Genomic DNA, 22,501 nt, shown 5'->3' with positions numbered 1-22,501 from the left:
GATGCCACACTTCAGGCGGGGCGTGAATCTCTCGCGCTTGCAAAGTTTCTCAGCGCGCGACCTTGACAGGCCCGGACATTACCTCTGGCCACCATTCCAGGGACCTTTGTCTCAGATGTCCGACCTCGAACTTGAGCGCCTGACGGCACTGGGCTTTGACTTTGTTCGGCTGCCGGTTGACGCTGGCCCTTTCCTTGCGGCCACGCCCGTCGAACAAAGGCTTCTGATCGACGCGTTGAGAAACGTGGTTGTCAGGCTGCTGGACCACGAGCTCGCCGTTCTGGTCGATATGCATCCTGCAAACTATCAGTCGAACTGGCGTCCGCGAGACATCCTCGGCAAAAACAACGAAACCGCCTTTGCAGCTTACGAGGCTTTGCTGGTCACAATAGCCCAACGACTTGGGGACCTGCCGCCAGCAGACATCGCCCTGGAGCTTATGAATGAGCCGCAACCGGAGTGCTGGAAAGGCGCCGAAGACGACTGGACGACGCAACAGGTTGAGCTCTACACCGCGGTGCGCAACAGCTCTCCGACTTTGCCTATCGTGCTGACGGGTGGCTGCTGGTCATCGGTAAGCGGTCTGGACACGCTGGATCCGCGCGTTTTCGATGACGCGACGCTCTATGATATCCACTTTTATGATCCCCACGGCTTCACACACCAGTCGATACCGTGGTCGCGCGTGCCGACCCGATACATAGCCGGCTTGAGTTATCCGGCCGCAAACGGCAGCATCGAGAGAACGGAACAACTGACGCGCAAGCGAATAGAAATCCTGAAAAGCGAGGGAGTTGACGTTCCTGCAAGTGCTTTCGACGATGCGCGTCAGGAGATCAGATCATACTACCATCGAAAGAAACCCGACCTGCGGTATATTGAAGAGCGGTTTTCCAGGATAACAGCGTGGTCTGAAAAGTATGGGATTGCCCCGCGGCGTATCGTGATCGGAGAATTCAGTGCGATACGCCCGCCCGAAGGCATCCCGGAAGACGAAAGCCGGCTGGCTTGGTTAAAGGATGTGCGCGTGACCGCTGAAGCCAACGGGTTCGCATGGGCGCTCTGGGACTATTTCGCAGGTTTCGGATTGTTGTTGGACAATGAGACCCGCGCCATTGACGAGCAAATGGCAGCCGCGCTTGGTTTGAACACGCGTGCCCTGAAACCCCGGACGGATCAGCGCTGACCGAAGACCAAAAAGGCCAGGACCTTCGAGGAACAAGTTTGAACAACAGCCATATAGAACAGCCTGTATTGCCTGCCCGGACACGAAACACTTCCGTGTTTTTCGGCCTGTTCAACTGGATTCCTGTTTTTCTGCTTGCCTATCCGATGCTGTTCTCGCCTTTTATCGCGCAATTTTCGTCTGGAGACGGATCCGACAACAACATCGTTGCCTCACAATCGAATACATTCAATCAGCTTTTCTGGATCGGAATCTTCGCACTAACCATGATCTCTGCAGGTCGACGTCTCCTGCACATAGGGGTCATTTTCAGAAATCCTGTCGTCTGGGTCCTTCTCGGCTACCTCACGCTCGCCTTGCTCAGTGTGACCTGGTCTCCCGTTCCGGCAATCGGCTTCCGTCGGTTTGTTCTTCAAAGCATTATCGTTCTTTGCCTTGTTATCTCGGTTTCTCTGACAGACGACCCCCGACTGCTGGTGTCCAGGTTTTTGAAGTTGATTGTTGTTATTGTGCTCAGCAACACGCTGGCCGTTGCCGTTTTGCCTCCGACGCCTTTGGGCCATGCCGGTCTCTATGCCCAGAAGAACGGGCTGGGCGCCGTTATGGCGCTTGCGTTCCTGTTCACCGTTTACGGCGTCGTTGCCCATCGCGGCTGGCGCCGCGCCTTCATGGCCGCCATATCCTTTCTGGCCTTCGCGCTGCTGCTCCTGAGCCAGTCCAAAACGTCCATCGGCCTTTCTTTTCTGATGCCCTTTGTCGCCTTCACGGTTGTCGGCCTGGCATATTATTTTCGGGCAAATGCTGCACTGCTACTCATATTCAGCGCGATTACCGTGGTCGTGGCCTGGCTCTTTTTCTCCGCCGTGACGCGTTTCGACTTCACAGACCTCTCGATCCTGCTTTTCAACGACGAGACCTACACCGGCCGAACCGTGATCTGGGCGTTTATCCTGGACGTTATTTCCAGGGCCCCCTTTTTCGGGCAGGGCTATTCGTCTTTCTGGGCAATCGGAACGGATTCCATCGTTTATCGGGAGGCGCCCGGTTTTGTGGTGTCTCTTCTTCAGGCGCATAACGGATATCTCGACGTCATGGTCGAAACAGGCCTTGCCGGATTCGCACTTCTGGTCGCCCTGATTTTGGCGGCACTGATTTCAACCGCTCGGGCCGTGCCCCTCAACCCTCAACTTGCTTTCTTGTGCTACTCGCTGATGCTGTTTGTGATCTGTCACAACATGCTGGAGAGCAGCTGGTTTCGAGGCTATTCGCTCAATTGGCTTGTCTTTCTCATTATCGCCTGCGTCCCCGGGGCCCTATCACGATCGCTTTCCAGAACAGCCGCATAAAATTGCCAATTTTGTAGCGAATTAGCAGTTCAATAACCATAATTGAATAATGCTGCTGGCAAGTGTGTAGGCTGGCCAAGCCTGATATTCCTCGAGCGCAAGTAACCGTCGTGAAGACCAATTCCGAAATGCCATCCCAAGATGCAAATAACCTTGCGCTCGATGTGCTTGGGATCGTAGGCGTCCTACGTCAGCGAATTCTCTTCGTTTTTCTGATTGCATTTGTGTTTGTGATTGGCACCGTTTCGTGGTCATTGACCCTGACGCCGATCTATCAAGCGACCTCTCAGGTTCTTTACGACCCAACCGTTCGCCAGCCCTTCGACGAACCGAACCGGCCGAGCCGCTTCGCCCAGGGGGCGGAAGTTATCGACAGCCAGATCTCTGTCATAAACTCCGACACGGTGCTGCGTCCCGTCGTGCGCAGGAACAACCTGACCACCGATCCGGTGTTCAATACTGAAGCATCCCCCGGTCTGATCAGCCAGATCCTCGGTATGGTCCGGGGCAGAACGGCGCCCAGTGACGAAACCATGGAAGCGGCCGAGACTGCGGCGCTCGAAAAACTCTCTGACGCCCTCGTCGTGAAACGCGTCGGCCAAACCTATGTCATCAATGTCTCCGTCGAATCTCCCAGTCCGACCCAGGCCGCTGTCCTTTCCAATGCGATTGCCGAAAGTTATCTCAGCGACCAAAGCCGGCAGGTGGGAAAGGCCTCAAAGGAGGCCACCTATCAGATCGACGACCGGCTGGTGAGCCTGCGGGAGCGGCTGCGCCAGGCGGAATCCGATATCCAGAGATTTCGCGCCGAGAACAAACTTCAAAGCGCCGATCAGGGCCTACTGCTCAACGAGCAGGAGCTTTCCGGCCTGAACTCCCAGCTTGTGGAAGCGCGGGCCGCTCTCGCTGAAGCGACAGCGAAGAACGACGAAATCCAGCGCGTGCTTCAAAACGGGGTCGACGCAGAAGCCATCGGCGACGTCGTCAATTCCGGTACGATTACGCGGCTCCGCGAACAATTTGCCCAGGCGGCCAGAAACGAAGCGGAACTGTTGGCGGACCTGCTGCCCTCCCACCCGTCCGTCATCCGGGCCAGGTCACAGTTGCAACGCATACGCGGCCTCATTCGCGAGGAAGTCAACCGGATCGCTGAATCCACCCAGATCGACCTGAAGGTCAACCAGGAGCGCGTCGGCAAGCTGGAAGAACAGATCGATGCATCCCGCAATCTGAACAATGCGGACAGTGCTGCCTCGATCAAACTGCGTGAACTGGAAACCGAGGCCCAGGCGACCCGCTCGCTCTACGAGATCGCACTCGCTCGCGCGAAACAGATCAGCGAACTCGATCAGGTCGTCCTGCCGTTTGCACGGATCATCACACCTGCGGTGGTCCCTGACAGTCCTGTCTGGCCCAAAAAGAAGATCATGGTGGTCCTTGCAGGCATTCTCGGCGTCCTGGTCGGCACGGCCCTCGCGGTCGGAGCAGAAGCTTTCCGGATCATAAAAAAACACCTTATGGCTGCAATCGAGCCGGCGCCCGCCCAGGCTGCGATGCAAGCACCCGCTGTTGCGACCCCCGCAGCTCCTGTGACCCGGGATCCGGATTGGCAAGCGGACAATGCTCGCGCGCCGTCCGTCGGATCTCTGCAGTCAGCCGTCAAGGCGATCCGCCGTGTACCGCAGCAACGCGCCCGAGGCCTGAAAGTCGTCAGCGATCTTCCCTGGCTGACCGGATCGGATGAACGCGGCACACTGCGTCTACTGGATGCAGATATCGTCACCGCAGTTCAGGATGCTGTGGATCAGTTTTACGCCAACCATAATGGCCCGGGCCGTGAATTCGGCCGGAGCGCCGACAGGATCGTGACCGAGATCGAACGTACGCCGCGTGTCGGTCAGAGTCAGATCGTCTTTCTGACCTCGCCGGCACTCGGCCACGGCCAGACGGTCAGCGCCCTGGCGCTGGCACTGGCGGCCGCCCAACGCGGCATGGATGTTCTTCTTGCAGACGGAGAACCGAAGCAACGCATGCTGAGCCACGACCTCAGTCTGGATGAAGACGCTCTCGGCGCCACCATGCGCGACCGTGTTGTCGGCTACGATGAGCTCGACATCTCCTTCCTGTCGCTTGTTTCAGGCCTGCCAAAATACAAACATCACCGGATGAATATCCGCGAGGCCTTCGAATTTGCCGATGTTGCGCGTGACTACGACCTGGTGATTATTGACGGTGTGGCATTGCCCCAGCTGGTAGAAGACGACCCGCTGGCCGGCCTCGCGACGAGTTTTCTGGTCACGGTTGCCGAGCGGGAAGAACCCCAGATTTCCATGCCGATTCTCTCACGGGATCTGTTGACGGTCGCCGATGGGAGGCCTGCCGGACTCGTGCGAACCATGACTGGCAGCAACGTTGCCCCCAGCCGGAAATACGCGCGATAACGCTCCGGGACGTGCCGGTTGTTCAGCCTGCCTGATCAGAAACGAATTCCAGCAAAAGGGCCTGTGTTTCCTGTCTTGCCGGCAGCGGTGTCACATTGTGGTCTGCGTCAGACAGAAAACGGACTGACAGGTTCGGATAGTCAGCCAACCTCTTTCGGTTGGTACCGAACCAGGTATCAAGTTCGCTCAGGCCACGGTCGTTTTCGCTGTAGAGAAGGCAAACCGGGACGCCCCGGTTTTTAAGATTCGCAAGGCGCCTGTGTAAGACCGAGGAAAGACGATGATGAGTGGAGAAGCGTCGCAGAACAGGTGCGAAGGCTTCATCGGACTTTCGGTGGAACGCGGTCGCGACCTTTCGAAGGGCGGAGGAGAGTTTGATGTCGCCGCTTAAAACGCGCCGCACGGTTTGTCTGTCAAAGGCCTTGCGGCCATAGGATTCCAGGGTCTGGATCGGTTCCTGGATCGCCAGGTCGACGTCTTCGTCCGGGTTCCAGACAAGCCGGCGCGGGTTGATCAGAAACGCCGCCGACACACGCTCATCTTCCGCTGTCGCCAGCAGTGCAAGGTAGGCGCCGCTGCAACGACCGCTCAGAACGATGGTTTCAACATCCAGATTGTCTTTCACGAAATCGATGGCGGCACGCACGTCATCGACCTGCTTGTCGGAATAAAGCACCTGCCGGTTCTGGCCGGGCCAATATCGGCTTTCTCCGATGCCGGCGAGATCCATGCGCAGCACCGCCACCCCCTGGCTCGCAAGCGCGCGCGCAAATCCAACATTCATGCGCGCCCAGCCGATGGAGTGATCATAGCCCGAGTTCAGGATCACAACCGCCGTCTTGGGGGCGCCGTCTTGTGGTTTCGTCACCGCGCCGAAAAACATGTCCTGCGGACCGAAACGCACGAGTCCTTCCTGCAAGCCGGGCTCAGGTGCAAGGCTTGTGTCCGATTGCAGCTCCAAGGGCGCCGCGGCCGCTACCTCGATCGGAAAGGTGCTTTTGACCCAATCGACGACGGCTTCCAGCGTCTTTACGGGTGCAATGGAAAGCGTCGGGTCTGAGACGTAATCGACATAACCGTCAAACTCCAACCGGTCCGCCTGTACACCGCACGCCGCATAGTGTTCTGCCAGCTTGTCGTCGCCGGGATGCTCCTTGCGGGTGACCAGAAGTGTCGGGATGGACACTGGTGCTTCCATCTTGAAAAGGTTGAGAGTTTTGACTTCCTCGGCGCTTTCCGGCGACAGGACAAAGCCGCCAGCCATCAGACCACCTGCGGGCCCATCGGACGCGCTGACCAGAAAGGTTGGCCGGGTCATGGCGGTCCAGGCGGCCAGTTCACGCAAGTAGGCGCGCCCCTGCGCCACGGGAGCCATCAGCAGCAGGCCCGATACGGCTTCATTTTGCACCAGGTCGGCAGCAAGACTTGCGCCGATGCCCTGCCCCGCGACCAGAATCCGCTCCGCGCCGGAATGGTGTCTTAACGCGGCCAGAGCTTTCCGCGCTGCGGTGCGCCAGGCGTGATTATCGTGGAGAGCCGATGCCTCACCGTTTGAGTGACCGGTCGCCGGGTAGTCAAAGCGAAGGCACGGGTAACCGGCTTCGGCCAGTTTTTCGCCCAGCATCCGGTAGCTTTTGCGAGAACAGAGTTCCTCGTATCCCCACGGACTGAGCAGCAAAACGGCAGTGGAACCGCCTGCTGCGTGAAAATAGCCCGCCAGTCCATCAAAGAAAAAAGGCTGTGCAGGTGCCTGGCTTTCGCCCTGCGCGGCGTCGGTCTGACTGGTGGTCACGTGCTGGTCCATGGAGGGATGACGTCCCGGTTGCCCTAGTGTTCTTGTTTGCCTAGATCGAAACACATGTAAAGTGCCCGAAGTGTCTGGGCCATTTTTAATAATGCCGCAGGGATCTTTGGTGCATACCAAAACACAAAGCGTCTCAAGACACTCTTAATCCAAACCGGAGTTCTCTCAACATGTTCAAAGCGTCCGTGGCCATTGCCAGCATCGGTCGTGCGACCCTGATCGATACACTGACATCGATCGCACAGGTCAAGCGGCCGGACGGGGTGGTCCTGGATGTTCTGATCGCCGACGATTCGCGCGACGGCGCCGCCACGAAGCTGGTTGCAAGCCATCCGGTGAAAGGTCTCGACGTTACCTGTCTCTCGGTCGCCAGCGGCAATATATCCACGGCACGCAACGCATTGCTGGATGCAGCAACGGGTGACTGGCTTGTTTTTGTCGACGACGACGAATGGGTGGAAGCCGATTGGCTGGAAAGGTTGTTTGCCTGCCAGAGGGACTTCCAGGCCGATGTCGTGGTCGGTCCGGTGCATCCGGTTTACCCGGAAAAGACGCCGGCCTGGTTCAAGACGGCCAACCCGCTTTACATGGACTGGGGAATTCGCGGGAAACGGATCTACACGGGTCGCGGGGGCAACACGCTTGTCAATATGGAGCTCATCCGCGCACTGGAACTCAGGTTCGACGAAACTTACGGACGGACAGGCGGCGAAGACACGATCTTCTTCGGACAGGCCGCCGAACGAGGAGCACGCATCTTCGTCACGGATGACGCGATTGCCCGCGAGCATGTGCCGGCCGAGCGTCTGTCGGAAAGCTACGTACTGAGCCGGGCAGTGCGCGCCGGACAGTCCTATGGCCAGATGCGGCTGACGCGCCATCCGGACCCGCTCTGGCATATCATCTTTGCATTGGCAGCCTTTGCCAAATGGCTTGCCGCAGGACTTCTGGCAGCAGCATTGCGGCTCTTTGACAGGCCGAAGTCGTTCCGCCTGCGGCAGAAGTCGTGCCTGAACAAAGGCAAGCTTCGCGCTGTCTTCAATTTGCCGCTTGCAGAACTCTACAGCGCTCCGAAGTAGGGAGGTAGTGTCCCCCAGGGCGATCATTCCGGAACGCGGGCAGCTTCTTCCGCCCTGTCAGAACCGGTAACGCATCCGCCGCGCCACGGCGTAGGCAGAGCTTATGAATTTCTGCTTGAGGCTTAGTCTTGGCGCAATATCTCGATCTGGATCAAAGGTGTCGACCACCGACCAGCGCGGACAGAACCAGGCGGCGTCATGTGCAAGACCGTGGTTGCTGGTGTAGATGCGACGGTATCCGGCTTCCTTCAGCTTCCCCAGAACCTGACGATTGAACGCCCCGAACGGGATCGCCGCTTCCGTCACCGGGGCGCCCAGCGCATCCTCGATTTTGCGACGGGCATCGAACAGTTCTTTTTGAAATCCAGCCTTGTCCAGTTTGCGCCAGTCGACATGGTCATGACCGTGGCAGCCGATCCTGGATCCGGCAGCCTGAATTTCCCGGATCTGCCCAACAGTCAGATAGCCAGTCTCGCCAATGCGTCCGGCAAGCACGAAGAACCGGCCTGACCGGCCAGCCTCGACCAAGGCAGGCAGTCCAACTGTGAAGTCAGACAGATTGCCGTCATCAAAAGTGACCTCCATGCGGACATCGTGACTTTGCTCCAGATCGGTCAAAGCGGCAATGGTCCTGCGGTAGACGTCCTTCGAAACAAAGTAGCGCTGAGCGTCGGCGGAGATTGGCACCGCAGGCTCGCCAATGCCATGAAATGTAAGAACCTGTGTTCTGGCCAACATATGCGCGTTGCCTTTTTCCCGGTGCTGGACCCACATTCAATCCAACGGCCAGCCGGAGAATGCGATACTGGATCAATAAAACCAACTTCTTGAAAAAACTGTCACCGGGTCAGAATGTTAACCGGTGCAGTGATATGCCTCGCCGAACCCGGACACCGCGCCTGACCTTCGTCAACATCACAGAGCCTTGTTGAGCCAATGCCGAATCCGCCCTTCCTATTATCCGACCTCAACCACGGGGACCGACGGTGAGCGAACATGAGCAGCAACGGCCCGCAGGTACGATCGGGAGACTTCGCGAGATCGGCAGCCGCCCGGTCGTGCGCAATACGATCTATTACGGCATTAATTTCAGTCTCCAGATTGTCACCCAGTTCGGCTATTTCGCTCTGATCAGCCGCGCTCTCGGTCCGGGTGGCTACGGCATCTTCGCGAGCGTTTCGGCGATTGCCTTGATGGTCAGCGTGTTTGTCGGGCTTGGCAGCGACCACCTGCTGATCCAGCGCCTGGCAGTCAACCGTGACGTTTTCGCACAATATTTCGGCCGGGCGCTGGCCATGATGCTGATGACTTTCGCTCCGGCCATCGCCTTCGCCTTCGCCATATTCTATTTTCTCGACACAGGCACGTTCAGTGTCTTCGGCCTGTTCTACATCCTGGCCGCGGAATGCATTTTCCGGAAAGTCTCGTTCCTGTGTTCAGCGACCTATATGGCTCATGACAGGGCCGGCAAACAATTTGCTGTCGACAATGCCATCATGATCTTGCGCTTTCTGGCCGTCGCACTGCTGACCCTGACCGCCGAGACCGTGGATCTGGACACCTGGGCCCTGTGGTATGTCGGCGCCAGTCTTGCCGCATCCGGCGTGTCCCTGATGATGGTGCTCAAGGACTACGGTCTGCCGTGCCCGGTTTTTTCAGGTTTCGAATTTCGGCAGGGGTTCCTGCTGAGCCTGGAATTCACCTCCGTCTCCGGCATGCGCGACCTCGACAAACCGGTGGTGGTGCAGCTGCTGGGCCCGGCTCAGGCCGGTATCTACACGGCCGCTTTCCGCATCATCGATGCCGCTACAACTCCGGTCAAGGCGGCGCTCTATGCCACCTACACCCGCTATTTCCGTCATGCCGACAAGGGCGCTGAACATGGCATCGCGTTCGGCATGCGTGTGCTGCCGGTGATTTCCGGACTAGGCCTTCTCGTCGCGATCTTTGTCTTCCTGATTGCCGATTATGTTCCGCTCCTGCTGGGCACGGAATACGTGGAGGCCGTCGGGCTGATCAAGCTGCTGGCAGTCTATCCGCTTCTTTTGGGGGCGGCCGGTATCGGTGCCGACATCATGCGTTCCATCGGCATGCAGGGCACACGCGTGGTACTGGTGTTTCTGTCGAATTTCGTGATTGTCGGCGTTGTCTGGGTCGGCTGCGATCTGGGCGGTCTGGAAGGTGCCGTTCTTTCCCGCATGGCGCTGCAGGCCGGGATTGTTGCCCTGACCTGGGGGCTGGTCGCTCGCAAGAACACAAAGGTCAGGAACGCCGATGCGTCGGATGCTCGCTAATAGGGCTGGGAACCGTTTCAGGAAGCCTTCAGGCGGGCACTCCAATAGGTCACGAAGTCCATCAGGCGGCGTGTGACGCGCTTGTGGCGTGCGTGATTCTGGCGCATCTCCGAAAAGTCAAACAAGCTGTCATTGATGTCGTAGTCGCCGCGTTGGCCATCGGGGATATCGCCGCGTTCCACCCGGTCGATCAGCCCGGGAAGGGCCGCATGAAACGCGGGATAGTGGAACGGCGGGTGCAGCGAATAGAGCCCATCGCCTGCCCCGGCGAAACACATGTTGCCGAGCCCGTGTTTCTGCAGGGTCAGGCTGAGCACCTGTTCCGCACTCAGCGCCTTGATCGGATTTCCAAGAAGCAGGCCGCGCAGACGGTAGCTCAACCGTGGCGTATCGAGATCCAGCGTGCCGACGCGTTCCTTGAAGCGTTTCATGTCCATCAGGAAGATGCGCGTCGAGACAAAGTGGAAGCGGTAGGCGACACGGCCATCGACCTCGTCCTCGTCAAAGGCATGGTCGGCGCCGTCGTGCTTGCCCTTGAGCCCGCCCGGATGGGGCGGCCCGGGCAGTGGGCTGGCAAAGAGCAGGTCGTCCCGCTCCTGCAGGAGCGCGATGGCCTCGTCGACCCAGGTCTGGCTCATGCCGCCATAGAGCATGTCTGCATCCATGTGCAGAACATAGTCGCTGTCGGCTTCAAGAATGCCCTGGAAGTAGCAGTAGAACGGGCCACCGTCCCAGGCCTTGTCCGGCATTTCTTCGGAACCGAGGAAGTAGTCCGAGACGACTCGCTTTTCCGCGGCGCTGTAATCGACCTCGTGAAAGGAGAGATTGTCGTACTGGCTTTCCAGAACGGGATAGAGCGCGCGGAACGTTTCCAGGCTCTGCATGTAGCGATTGGCCTTCGGATCGCCCTTGTAGCGGCCCGACTGCGGCGGCCGGACGTCAACGGTCACGATGGTGCGGTCCACCTGCGAGCCGAAAGCCCGCATCTTGTGGGCCAGTGTGGCTTCGAAATGCGGCAGATCGAGCGGATAGGTGTTGATCTGCATGGTGACCCGATGGGGCGCCTTGGACGAAGAGGTCATTCTGTCGTGGTTCCCGGTCACTCGGTGTCTGTGGGTTTGAGAGCCAACTGCCGGCCCAGGTTGATCGCCCGGAGCGTACCCGTCGGGCTTAGCGCTTCCTCGGACGGAACACAACATTTCAGCCTGATACGCTTTATGGCGCCGGGGGCCAGGTGAAACCAGTTGTCCTCCGGCAGGTATCCCGGCACCGACAGCGACACCGATTGCAGGAAGCGCCGGGCGGTCAGATCGAGCTGCCAGCTGCCATCCGGCTCGCGCCGCAATTCGCAGTCCGGCAGATCAAAATGGGGTGGTGCAAGCTCACCCCCGGTCCGATGAAAGGCGTCGGCCAACAGCTCCCCGCTCGCGGTGTCTGTCAGCTGCACCACCGTCACGTCGTGCGACAGCGGTCCGAAGCGATAGGCGTAGGTCACGTCGAAAAACGCTCCGATCAGGTCAACTGCGTTCAGGGTCTGCGCGCTCTGCGGGGCCAGCGTCAGATCGGTCCTGCCGGAGACCACCGGCAGCTGACCGTCGCGCAGGCAGCTGAGCGACAGGGTCACGCCCACCTTTTCCGGTCCGTCATTGATCGCGTGGACCGCAAGGCCGTTGGTGCCTTCATCGGTCACGCTCACCTGGAGCGGACGGAAGGCGCGCTTCAAGGCAAAATAGGCCGGTTTTGGCTGTCCGGCAGCGTCGACCACACCCCAACCGGCGCCGAGCGCCAGATCCTGAAAGGTCCAGACCAGCGCACCCTGACAGGGAGACCCGGGGCGGCGCCATTCGGCAAAGGTCCGTTCCATGACCTCGCCTGTCACCAGACGGCCGAAATCCAGATACCGGTCAGGATCGCCATACCGCAGCTCGGCCGGGTCAACCCCGTAAAGGGTCTTCAGATAGTTGTCGCGCACATCCTCAAAATCCCAGCCGGCGCCGCGGTCGCGTGGCACGCGCGCTTTCCAGCGCGGATCGTGGCCGGGTTTGACGGGCAAGCCGTCAGCAAGGCTTTCCGGGGAAGGAATGTTGGAAAAGGCCAGGCATTCACCGGCAAAGCGGACCTCTGCCCGCCGGGCATCCTCCAGCGGCCGCAGATAGGCGCCGACGCCGTAATAATGCGCAACGCCTTCATTCGGCGAAAAGGGCAAGGTGCCGCCACAAGGCGAATTCGGAACATAAGGCACATCAGGCCGCAAGCCGATGGTGAATGACGGCAGGATGTCCTCGCAGAGCGGTCCTTTCCAGCGGCTTTCCGGCAGCCCCATCATGGCGCCCTGCTGGTAGATCTCGCTGCCACCGCACAAAACGGCGAGCGACGGACACCCCATGCTGACAGCAAGCTGGTCCCGGACCTCCGCCTGGACTTCCTCGACAAAGGCGTCGTCCTTTACCGGGTAATCGTAATTGGCAAACTGGAAGTCCTGCCAGACCAGAAGACCGAGCTCATCACACAGCTCAAAGAATGCCCTGGTCTCGTAAAGCATGGTGCCGCCAATGCGCAGCATGTTCATGCCGGCATCCCGGGCCTGCTCCAGAAGCGGACGATAGGTTTCCTCATCCCCGGCAAGGCTCAGGAGATCGGCACTGGTCCAGACTGCACCGCGGCAGAAAACCGGAACACCGTTGATCTTGAGTCCAAAGCCCTTGCCGTCGGCACCATGATCTGCCTCCACGCGCCGGAAGCCGGTTTTTCCGAGCGTAAATGTCTGATCGGCCGCGTGAACCGTAATATCGTAAAGCGCCGGTGTGCCATGGGTGTGCGGCATCCAAGGCGTTATGGTTTCAGGGCGCAGCGTTGCCACGTAGGAGCCGTCCTCCTGAAGATCCATTTCCGCCGTGCTGCCCGCACAGCTCAGAACCGGGACCGCGTCGGAGTTTTCCAACCGCAGGGCAACCGTGAGGGCCGCGCTGCCGTCTGGCGCCAGGTCCGCCAGGACATGCTGATTGCTGATCCTGGGCCTATCGGCCGGTTCGATCCTGATCGGCCGGTAGGGGCCAACGGCATGGATTTCGGGACACCAGCCGGGCATGTGTCCCAGGAGAGTTGTGCGGATCAGGCGCAATCCCTGGGACGTGGCCAGCTGCGGCTTCCAGCGCGCCCGCGGCCCCTTGGCCTCCAGATGTGGTGTCAGCGCGCGAAAACACAGCTTCAGAACATTGCGCGTGTCCAGCGTGACCGGAACCTCGTGACGGCGGAACATGTTCCGGCTGTCCAGCACCAGCGTGTCGTTGAGATAGACTTCGGCGATGGTCGCCAGACCGTCGAAGCAGAGGCGATAGTCACCGGGCTCGGCATCAAACCAGCCCTCGTACCAGACGTCCTTGTCGTGCAGCGGCGCCGGGTTGTCCGGGTCATAGCGCCCCACCTCGGCAAGAGCCGCTGCGACGGTTCCCGGGACTTTCGCAGGGACGATATCCCACTGATGGCCCGTCACGAGCGGCGAGGTAAAGGCCCCGGCTTCGGTCACCGACAGAGTCCAGCTTATTCCGGACAGATCGATCATCCGGGTCCTTTCAGTCTGCTCAGGCACGTCTCGGTCCAGTCTCCGGCCATTCAGCCGTTCATGTCACTTTTTGGATCTCGCCCCGACCCGAAACGTCTCCTCAGGATAACGCTGCGGTTGAAGCGCGTCCGTTTTGATCCCGACAAACGCGGCTCACGCTCCGGCGGCGCTGCTGACGGGTTCGAAACGAGAGCTCTCTGCAGCGCCATATTGCGCGTCGAGCAGCGTCATCAGGCTGTCCCAGGCGTCGATTGCGGGCGCCAGTCCCTCTTCCAGACCCTGGAATTTCTTGCGCATTACGGCGCGGGCCAGTTTGAACTGCACCATCTTGGCCGTCGAGGAGATGGACTTCGCCAGCGCAATACCATCGGCCACTTGCGGGCGATCCTGCGCAACCAGCCACTCCAGATAGGAGGAAAGCAGCTCGAAATTCGCCCCGACCTGGCGAAGGGTGTTGAAGGCGTAGAGATGGAAGAAGTCGAATTCGCGTTCGCTGACCTTTTCCACCTGCGCCGGGAACACCTTTGCAAAGGCTGCAATCGGGTTTGTCGCCGGACGCCGCTTGAGGTGGTGCCGCAGGAGCGCCTCCGACACTGCCAGAATGTGCTCCGGGGTCGGCGCCACTTTTGGAAATTTCACGAACTCGGTATAAGGCAGAAACGGTGTTGGCTTGGCATGATCACCGCGCTGGAAGATGCCGTCGAAATCATCGCCCTCGAGCCGGTGCAGGCCGAGACCGTGGAAATACTCCATGGTCCGCGTGTCGAAATCCATCCAGTTGGCGACAATCGTGGTCTTGCCGTGCGCCTGGTGATAGCCGATGCCGTGGGTGTCGGGCAGGAAATAGCTGTCGACTTCAACCAGCGATGCCCGGCCGCGCTCGATCTGCTGCTGAATGTGGTACTCGACCCGGTCATAGATGGCCAGTTCGGTGACTTTCAGCCCGTAGAGCGCTTCCAGATCTTCCAGCGGAACCTTGAAGAACGTGAACTGGTCACCTTCAAAATCCTGGGTCACCGAGTAGGCAAGGCAGGCCTCGGGCGGCAGTCCGAGCGAGGGCAGCAGCTCGATCCAGATGTCCAGATAACAGTTGGTCTCTGGCCAGTCCCGGTCCTGGGCATGGAGCGGGCTACGCTGATAGGTGGCCGCGCTGAGACGGTCAAAGACAGCTTCGGTCATTGATGCCGTTTCCCTTCAGATCGACAAGGCAGTGCCAGAGCCGACTTGACCGCCGGCCCTGATAGGGCAGCTTCCACGTCCAGTATCATCCAAGCAGGCTGGTGTCTTGCTTGTTGACCAGAAGCATGGTCGACGTGTTGCCGAGAATGCGGTCGTTGGAAATCATCAGCTGTGCCGAATGGGCATCGCGCAGATGGCGGCCCAGGCTGAACGGCGTGCCGTTCTTGTAGCCGGCAATTCCGCAGATCAGCATGCAGTGATTGATGATCTCCAGGATCGTCTGGGACGTGCCGATCTTGATGTTGTTCATAGCCACGGAAAAGCTCATGGCATTGAGCGCATCGCTGTCGCCCTTGCAGCCTTCGAACTGCTTCAGGCCGGCGACCACGTTGGCCTTGACCAGCTGCAACAGGCTGGACGCCTCGGCAAGACGCAGGGCACCCGGAGGCACCTGTCCGGGCGACTTGCGCGCAGCCGCCTTGACGAAGCTCTGCCCGCGGGCAACGGCGTCGGCGGCAATGCCGTACCAGAGCGATCCCCACAGAAGATGCGACACGGCCAGCATGGACTGCGCCGCGATCTCGGCGAAGGGCCGCGGCAGGATCTGCTCGGCAGGCGCTTCGGCCTTGAAGATGTAGCCGTCGGAGCAGGTGCCGCGCATACCGAGCGTGTCCCATTTACTGGTCTGCTCGAGCGTGTACTGGTCCTTGGAAAAGATCGTCGCGACCTGATCGGAATGCGCGGCGTCCGGATGACGGCGCGAGGTGACCATGATGGCATCCGCGTCGGCGCCATAGGAAATCACGGTCGCGTCTTTCGTCAGGCGCGCCGTGTCGCCGTCGACCTCGATCGCACACAGGGAATTGCGCAGATTGCCGCCGATGCCGGCTTCACTGGTCGCAGAGGCGATCAGCAGCTGTTCGGCACAGATGCGGCGCTGGAACGCCTCATGCCAGGCACTGCCGACGGCATAATCGGCCAGGCTGGCAATCTGGATCTGGTGCATGGCATAGGTCATGGCTGTCGCCGAGCAGGCCTGGCCAAGAATGGCGCAGATGTCGGCAACCTCTGTAAGGGTGGCCCCTTCGCCGCCGAGCTCCGGCCGGATCATGATCCCCATCAGCCGCTCGGCTTTCAGGGCATTCATGCCTTCGGCGGGAAACCGGCCTTCAATATCCACCTGATCGGCAAATTCGGCGGCCACCTTGGCGGCACGCTTCGCACGGTCGGCCAGTGCCATGGCCGTGATCTTGGCTGCTGCGGTCATGGGTCAGGCTGCCTGGTCTTCGAGAATTTCGGTCAGGGCCGCATTGATTTCGTCCACGGAGGAGAAGGACTTGCGGTTCAACAGGTGTTCCGGGAACTCGATATCGAATTCTTCTTCCAACGCCAGCATCACCTGAACGGACGCAAAGGAGGACAGGCCCGCGTCGTAAAGATCTGCTGCGTCGGCGATCTCTTCGACGGCGACCGGCAGGTTGCCGTGCTTTGCCAGGAGGGTCCGGATGGTCTGTTTCATGATTGTCCTTGCCGTGTCTGTCGGTTCATCGCGAACCTGTGCCTGTGTACCGATGCGTCATTTAGGGCAAAAAAGAATAAACTGCACTTAAAGCGCATGGTAAAAAATTACAAAACAGCACTGATAAAATTTTCTTAAGTTAATCCTTCTTTAATACTCTCAATCGCGATCAAAGAGCAATAAACTTAAGGTATGCGCGACCTCATCGGCTTACACCATACGGCTCAACACACCATCCCGGCGGATGAAACCATGATATAACGCTGCGGCAATGTGCATCAGGACAGCCAGAGTGAACAGCAAACCGAGGATCAGGTGGATCTGGAACAGCTGTTCGGACAATGCCCTGTCCTTGGCGACAATCGCCGGCATCGTGAACAGGCCGAACACCGAGATTTTCGCACCGTAGGCCGACGTCGCCACCCAGCCGAGGAACGGGTTGATCAGCAGGAAGCCGTAGAGGAAAACGTGGGTCGCGGAGGCCGCCAGCTTCTGCCAACCCGGCATGCTGTCGGGCAACGGTGCCGGTTTGTGCGTCAGCCTGTAGGCCAACCGGAACACCGTCAGGATCATCAGAACGATGCCGACCGAGCGATGGAAGTCGAACAACTGGTTCTGCAGGGCACCGCCGTCGATCCGGATCATGACGAGACCTGCCGGCACCATGGTCAGCACCATCAGGGCTGTCAGCCAGTGGATCGCCCGCGCAACCAGGCTGTAACGTTCCTCTGACCTTGCCATCGCGAAAGCTCCTCTCCCGTTTCGATCATCGTAGGCACGCTCGGCAATTTGGACAAGAACTGCTGTGCCTTCACGAGAACCTCAGGGGAGCGCGACAAAATCGATATGGCCCACGGTCATGAAGAGTTTTGACGCCTCGATCCTTGTTCTTCGGTCCTGCCACCAGGCCTCCAGCAGGTCTTCCGGCAAGTTCAGCTCCTTGCCGACGCGGAGCCAGCCTCCGAGGAACTCCAGGAGAAACGCCGACGCCTTTGGCGTGATCTGCCAATCGGAGAAGCCCGAAACAACCTGAAAACCCCGGTCCTCAAACAGCGAAATGGCCGTCTTGGCCGAATCTGGCCCAAGAGCCGGACCAAAGCCCTTGTCCGACTTCTGGTGCCGGTTGAGCGCCTCCAGCAGCTCCGCGTCCTTAGGGTAACCCGGATCAAAATCCGAGCGGCCATCATAGGTCAGGCTGGCAAGAAAGGGTTTGCCGGCCGCAGCGACCTTATCGGCAAGACGCTCCAGAAAGTCTTGTGACGCCAGATCCAGAAAGGCGGATGTCGTCACTGCATCCACTTCGTCAAACGGCAATTGTTCCAGATCGGCCTGAAGATCGATCTGGCGGATACGGGTGTTTTCCGGCCAGCGCTCCCGGGCCACCTGCAGCAGTCGCGGGTCATAGTCGGTCAGCTGCCAGGTCACCGGTCGATCCAGCCACGGCGAGAGGGCCTCGACGGTGGAACCGGTTCCGCTGGCAAGATCCAGAAGGTGCAACGCACCTTTCGGCAACGCTTCGATAAACGCCGCTTCAACGGCCCGGTTTCGCGCCGCCAGGTCGAGTGGTGCGCGCAAGGCCAGCCATTCAGATGAAAACCCGCTCATGATCCGATCTCGCTCAAGGTTCTGGCAAACAGGCCTGCCATGTCCGACCAGTCCGGCAGGTCCCGCGCGGCAATGCGCGCTGCCTGTTCCAGTCTGCCCCGCTCGGAGGCATCAAAAATCAACCGCTCAAGGGCCTCGCCGAGAGCCGCAACATCCTCTGTGCCACAATAGATCGATGCCCCGTCGGGCAGCGTGTCGCGCACAGCGCCGCCGCCACTGCCGATCACGGGCAGGCCATGGGAAAGCGCTTCGGTATACGCCATGCCGTATCCTTCGTAGCGGCTGGCCAGAACGAAGACATTGGCCGCACGGTAAAAGGCTTCAAGATCATCGCCCGGAACGGCTCCGTGGAAGGTAATGCGGTCGGCCAGCCCCAGGTCGGTTGCCTGCCTTTTCAGATCCGCATGGCACGCCGGGTCCGAGGTCAGTCCGCCGACGATATCTAGATGCCACCGCGCTTCCTTGCGGTCTTTCAGCGGTGCGAGAGCTGAAAACAACAGGTCATAGCCCTTGCGCGGCACGACGGTGCCGACCGACAGCAGCTTGACCACGTCACCTTCCGGGCGCGGATAAGGCAGCGGCTTTTCGGTTCCGGGCAGCACCGTCGTCACGCGGCTGCCGTCAACTCCGAAAAGCTTCTGCACCTGAACCGACGTTGCCGGGCTGGTGACGATCACATGCCGCGCATGCTGCAAGGCCACCCTTTCCCCCTCAAGCAAGACGTGTTTCTGCGCAGTGTCGAGCCCGTTTTCCTGGCACAACGGGTGGTGCACCAGTGCGACCAGGGTCAAATGATCGGCAATCCTTGCGGCCACCTCGCCCAGGGCGCCGAAGGCGAGACCATCAGCCACGACAAGAGTTCCGTCGGGCAACGTCGCCAGCTTGTCGGATGCTTTGTTGATCGTTTCCTGCGACGGAAAGGGAAAACCGTCGCCGAGCGGCAGAAGCGTGACCTGCCAGCCCAGCGGCCGCAGACCGGCAAGGATCTGCCGGTCATACCCATAACCGCCGGTCGGCGTATTGAGGTCACCTGGATAGGCAAAAACGAGATCGGGCATTTGAGGCCTAGATCGACGCTTCGTACCAGGCGCGCGCGACGTGGCTTTCGGAAATTGTCACCCGGATCGCGGCAAGTTCGCCCCCCGGCCGGCCCAACCGATTGTCGCGCGCGGCACGGGCGAGATGATCGTGAACATGCTTGGTCAGGAATTCCGTGGTCGTGTTGATGCCGGCAAATTCCGGAACCTCGTCCAGGTTCTTGTAATTGAGCGGTTCCAGCACTTCTTTCAGGGCCTCGTGCGCGCGGCCGATATCGATCACCACGCCGTTTGCATCAAGGCTTTCGGCCAGAAAGGCCGCATCAATGACAAAGGTGGCTCCATGAAGCGCCTGGGCCGGGCCGAACAGCTCGCCCCTGAAGGAATGGGCAATCATCACGTGGTCGCGTACTTCGACTGCAAACATGTCTATCGTCCTGAAAAATCGTGTTTATCGGTCTTGGGATGGGAAACTCGGTTGATGCCGCCGTCATACTGGACAACGGCCGCCAGAACATCTGACGTCTTGTTCAACACTTCGGGAACACGGTCGGCAAGGCTTTGAAACGGCAGCCGGTGGCTGATCAGCCGATCAAGCACCGGATCGTCGAGCAGGGTCAACGCGGTTTCCAGGCGGCGCCGATAGGTCCAGCGCGCCTGCCGTTCCAGCGGAATGGTACCGACCTGGCTGGATACCAGTTTCAGGCGGCGGCAGTGAAAATCTGCCCCCAGGGGCGCCTGTACCTGGTTGGCGCCATACCAGCTCAATTCCACCACCGAAGTCCCGTCGCCTGCGGCGGCCAGGGCCGTTGCCAGGCCTGCGGATGTTGCACTGGTGTGAAAAACGAGATCCTGGTCGCGGGGGGCATCTTCCGGCAAGGCAAAGTCGAGGCCGAACGCGTCGGCGATGCCGGCCCGCGCCTGATTCGTGTCGACCAGTGTCACCCGTGATCCGGGCAGCCGCGCGGCAACGTATGCGGTCAGGAGGCCGACAACACCACCACCAACCACGCAGATGTGATCCCCAGGTGATGGTTTTCCGTCCCATAAAGCATTAAGTGCCGTTTCCATATTCGCTGCCAAAACAGCGCGTTCGGCTGGAATGCCGTCCGGGACCGGAACGCAGGACGCTGACGGGAGAGCAAAGACGCTTTGATGCGGAAAGAGCGAAAAGACAACACGCCCTTCAAGATCCGGGTCCCCTTCGAGGACGCGGCCGACATTGGCGTAACCGTATTTTACCGGGAAGGGAAAACTGCCCTCCTGAAAAGGCGCGCGCATGCGCTGCCATTCGCTCATCGGAACCTCACCGCGAAACACAAGACCTTCCGTGCCGCGGCTGATACCGCTGAAAACAGACTGGACGACAACATCGCCGGCCCCGCTCACAACAGCCGCAGGCTCGAGGCGGCACTCCTGCTTTCCCGTGTACCACAGCGCCTGCGCATTGCCTGTGTCGCGCGTCACCGGTCCGTCGGCGGCCATGTTTTACCCTCTCCGGTCATCAACCCTGGTTCTGTCAAGTTTAGGACATTTTGACATGCGCACTATTGCGATGATTGCCGTGAATGGAAGTCAAAAAAATGTTTCGGGTCTTTGACATGTCACTTTTAAAACACTCCAGGACTGCCATGACTGCACGTCGCCTCCTCTTCGTCACCCTGCTCGCGATCAGTTTCGCAGGACTGTCCGCCCTGATGGCGGTGACGCTGTCGCCTGGGGGCTATTCGGCGCTCGACCTCTTCATTCTGTTCTGTTTCATGGTGACACTGCCGTGGACCATCATCGGCTTCTGGAATGCGGTGATCGGTCTCCTGATCATGCGGCTCACACGAAACCCGGTGGAAGCTGTCTGCCCGATCGACCACGACATTACCGACCGCCCGCTGACCAGCAGCACGGCGCTTCTTTCCTGCGTACGCAACGAAGACACGGAGAGCCTGGAAACCAACCTGAACGCCATGGTGTCGCATCTTGTGCGGGCCGGCGATGCCGAACACTTCAAGCTCTATGTGCTCAGCGACACCGATATGGACGACGTTGCGCTCAACGAGCAGCAGATGACGGCCCGGCTGCAGGACCGGTTCGCAGGGCAGCTGGAGATTGTCTATCGCCGGCGCACCGACAATCACGGCTTCAAGGCCGGCAATGTCGAGGATTTCTGCGACCGCTGGGGCGACCAGCACGACTTCATGCTGGTGCTCGACGCGGACAGCTACATGTCCACCGAGGCCATCACCGGTCTTGTCCGGCGCATGGAAGCCAATCCCCAGGTTGGCATCCTACAAAGCCTGGTTGTCGGCCTGCCCACGGACAGCGCCTTTGCCCGTGTTTTCCAGTTCGGCATGCGACTCGGCATGCGCTCCTACACGATTGGCAGCGCCTGGTGGCAGGGCGATTGCGGCCCTTACTGGGGGCACAACGCCATTATTCGCATCGCCCCGTTCAAGGACCATTGCCGGCTGCCGGAACTGCCGGGCAAGGGCCCGCTCTCTGGCACGATCCTGTCACATGACCAGGTGGAAGCCGTTCTGATGCGCCGGGCCGGCTACGAAGTCCGTGTGCTGCCTTTGGAAACGGGCAGCTACGAGGCCAATCCGCCCCATCTTCTGGAATTCATCCGCCGGGATCTGCGCTGGTGCCAGGGCAACCTGCAATACCGCCGCCTGCTCGCCATGCCGGACCTGAAACCCGTCAGCCGCGCCCAGCTTTTCCTGGCGATTCTCATGTTCCTCGGGTCTCCCGCCTGGATCGGCTTCATGACCGCTGCCGCCGTGCTCGGCGCCGTCTCCGACCAGATGCCTTACCGGCCGGATACGGGTGCTGTCCTGTTCTTCACCGTCCTGACCATGGTGTTTGCCCCCAAGCTGGCGACCGTCGCGGACGTTCTTGCCCGCAAGGACCTGCGCCGCGCCTTTGGCGGACCGATCCGTGTGGTCCTGAGTGTGGGGGCGGAAATACTCTACTCGGCCATGCTGGCACCGATCATGGCCGTTGCGCACACCTTGTTCATGGGCGGGCTGATCTTCGGCAAAACCATCGGCTGGGGTGCACAGGCCCGCGGCGTTCAGCGGCTGCCCGTCAAGCTGGCCCTTCAGAAACTCTGGCCGCAAACCCTGTTCGGGCTGGCCGGCCTCGTCTGGTTGACGGGCCAGCCGATCGGACTGGTCTGGCCGGTCATTCCTGTGGCCGTCGGGCCGCTGGTGGCCGCGATCATTGCAGTGACCACCTCCACCCGGACGCTCGGCGAGATTGCCATCCGCTCGACCCTGTGGCGCATACCGGAGGAAAGCGCACCGCCGGAAGAGCTTCTGGACCTGCACCTGCCGGCGCTGACAAAGGGCCGCCTGCCCGCTGCAGACCAGCCGGACCTGGTCCAGGGCGACGCCAAACCGGCCGAAGCCTGACCAAGCGCGGCGGTGTTGCTAAATCCCGCCGCTGAACCGCCA

18 protein-coding genes are annotated in these 22,501 nt (G+C 60.0%); 6 read left to right on the top strand and 12 right to left on the bottom strand.

Translation table 11 applies throughout. From position 1 onward, the window contains the following. Positions 1-115: 115 nt before the first annotated feature. The 3 genes from CHH27_RS23455 to CHH27_RS23445 all read left to right on the top strand — a co-directional run bounded on the left by CHH27_RS23455 (position 116) and on the right by CHH27_RS23445 (position 4,973). Positions 116-1,186, top strand: a complete 1,071-nt coding sequence (locus tag CHH27_RS23455; protein ID WP_157739072.1) for a glycoside hydrolase family 5 protein — start codon at positions 116-118, stop codon at positions 1,184-1,186. 494 nt (positions 1,187-1,680) lie between these two features. Beyond that, complete coding sequence (locus tag CHH27_RS23450; protein ID WP_157739071.1) at positions 1,681-2,532, top strand: O-antigen ligase; 852 nt, start codon at positions 1,681-1,683, stop codon at positions 2,530-2,532. Positions 2,533-2,660: 128 nt separating this feature from the next. Then, positions 2,661-4,973: a GumC family protein gene (locus CHH27_RS23445; protein WP_157739070.1), complete on the top strand. Its 2,313-nt coding sequence runs from the start codon at positions 2,661-2,663 to the stop codon at positions 4,971-4,973. Between the two features lie 22 nt (positions 4,974-4,995). Here the strand turns inward: CHH27_RS23445 and CHH27_RS23440 are convergent, their stop codons facing one another. Further along, on the bottom strand, positions 4,996-6,777 hold the full coding sequence (locus CHH27_RS23440) for an alpha/beta fold hydrolase (RefSeq protein WP_094073740.1): 1,782 nt from the start codon (positions 6,775-6,777) through the stop codon (positions 4,996-4,998). Positions 6,778-6,947: 170 nt separating this feature from the next. Between CHH27_RS23440 and CHH27_RS23435 the strand changes: the two genes are divergently transcribed. Then, positions 6,948-7,856, top strand: a complete 909-nt coding sequence (locus CHH27_RS23435) for a glycosyltransferase (RefSeq protein WP_094073739.1) — start codon at positions 6,948-6,950, stop codon at positions 7,854-7,856. Positions 7,857-7,913: 57 nt separating this feature from the next. Here CHH27_RS23435 and CHH27_RS23430 read toward each other — a convergent pair whose 3' ends face one another. Beyond that, positions 7,914-8,594, bottom strand: coding sequence for a polysaccharide deacetylase family protein (locus tag CHH27_RS23430; protein WP_157739069.1), 681 nt, complete (start codon positions 8,592-8,594; stop codon positions 7,914-7,916). Positions 8,595-8,842: 248 nt separating this feature from the next. Between CHH27_RS23430 and CHH27_RS23425 the strand changes: the two genes are divergently transcribed. Beyond that, positions 8,843-10,150 (top strand): lipopolysaccharide biosynthesis protein, encoded by a 1,308-nt coding sequence (locus CHH27_RS23425; protein ID WP_094073737.1) that lies wholly within the window; start codon positions 8,843-8,845, stop codon positions 10,148-10,150. A gap of 17 nt (positions 10,151-10,167) precedes the next feature. On the opposite strand, the gene CHH27_RS23420 is transcribed toward CHH27_RS23425, so the two are convergent. From CHH27_RS23420 to CHH27_RS23375, 10 genes are all read right to left on the bottom strand, one after another. Then, the gene (locus tag CHH27_RS23420; RefSeq protein ID WP_157739068.1) at positions 10,168-11,232 is read right to left on the bottom strand and encodes a hypothetical protein; all 1,065 of its coding nucleotides are present in this window, start codon (positions 11,230-11,232) and stop codon (positions 10,168-10,170) included. A gap of 17 nt (positions 11,233-11,249) precedes the next feature. Further along, the gene (locus tag CHH27_RS23415; protein WP_198338278.1) at positions 11,250-13,739 is read right to left on the bottom strand and encodes a glycoside hydrolase family 2 protein; all 2,490 of its coding nucleotides are present in this window, start codon (positions 13,737-13,739) and stop codon (positions 11,250-11,252) included. 126 nt (positions 13,740-13,865) lie between these two features. Beyond that, positions 13,866-14,891 (bottom strand): DUF1839 family protein, encoded by a 1,026-nt coding sequence (locus CHH27_RS23410; RefSeq protein ID WP_094073735.1) that lies wholly within the window; start codon positions 14,889-14,891, stop codon positions 13,866-13,868. Positions 14,892-14,976: 85 nt separating this feature from the next. Then, positions 14,977-16,158 carry an acyl-CoA dehydrogenase family protein gene (locus tag CHH27_RS23405; RefSeq protein WP_094073734.1) on the bottom strand — a complete coding sequence of 394 codons (1,182 nt, stop codon included), beginning with the start codon at positions 16,156-16,158 and terminating at the stop codon, positions 14,977-14,979. A gap of 3 nt (positions 16,159-16,161) precedes the next feature. Beyond that, positions 16,162-16,410 carry an acyl carrier protein gene (locus CHH27_RS23400; RefSeq protein ID WP_094073733.1) on the bottom strand — a complete coding sequence of 83 codons (249 nt, stop codon included), beginning with the start codon at positions 16,408-16,410 and terminating at the stop codon, positions 16,162-16,164. Between the two features lie 210 nt (positions 16,411-16,620). Beyond that, positions 16,621-17,151 (bottom strand): cytochrome b, encoded by a 531-nt coding sequence (locus CHH27_RS23395; protein ID WP_094073732.1) that lies wholly within the window; start codon positions 17,149-17,151, stop codon positions 16,621-16,623. An 81-nt stretch (positions 17,152-17,232) separates the two neighbouring features. Continuing rightward, positions 17,233-18,015, bottom strand: a complete 783-nt coding sequence (locus tag CHH27_RS23390) for a class I SAM-dependent methyltransferase (protein ID WP_094073731.1) — start codon at positions 18,013-18,015, stop codon at positions 17,233-17,235. Continuing rightward, positions 18,012-19,073 (bottom strand): glycosyltransferase family 4 protein, encoded by a 1,062-nt coding sequence (locus CHH27_RS23385; RefSeq protein WP_094073730.1) that lies wholly within the window; start codon positions 19,071-19,073, stop codon positions 18,012-18,014. Before CHH27_RS23385 ends, CHH27_RS23390 begins: the two co-directional genes overlap by 4 nt. Before the next feature lie 7 nt (positions 19,074-19,080). Beyond that, positions 19,081-19,479, bottom strand: coding sequence for a 6-carboxytetrahydropterin synthase (locus tag CHH27_RS23380; RefSeq protein ID WP_094073729.1), 399 nt, complete (start codon positions 19,477-19,479; stop codon positions 19,081-19,083). Between the two features lie 2 nt (positions 19,480-19,481). Then, a complete protein-coding gene (locus CHH27_RS23375) occupies positions 19,482-20,537 on the bottom strand; it encodes a zinc-binding alcohol dehydrogenase (protein ID WP_094073728.1) in 1,056 nt (351 codons plus the stop codon). A gap of 83 nt (positions 20,538-20,620) precedes the next feature. Between CHH27_RS23375 and mdoH the strand changes: the two genes are divergently transcribed. Then, positions 20,621-22,459, top strand: coding sequence for a glucans biosynthesis glucosyltransferase MdoH (gene mdoH / locus CHH27_RS23370; protein ID WP_094073727.1), 1,839 nt, complete (start codon positions 20,621-20,623; stop codon positions 22,457-22,459). Positions 22,460-22,501: the final 42 nt, after the last annotated feature.

The sequence above is a fragment of the Labrenzia sp. VG12 genome (assembly GCF_002237595.1).
GTDB lineage: Bacteria > Pseudomonadota > Alphaproteobacteria > Rhizobiales > Stappiaceae > Roseibium.
This window is presented reverse-complemented; position numbering and strand designations above follow the sequence as displayed.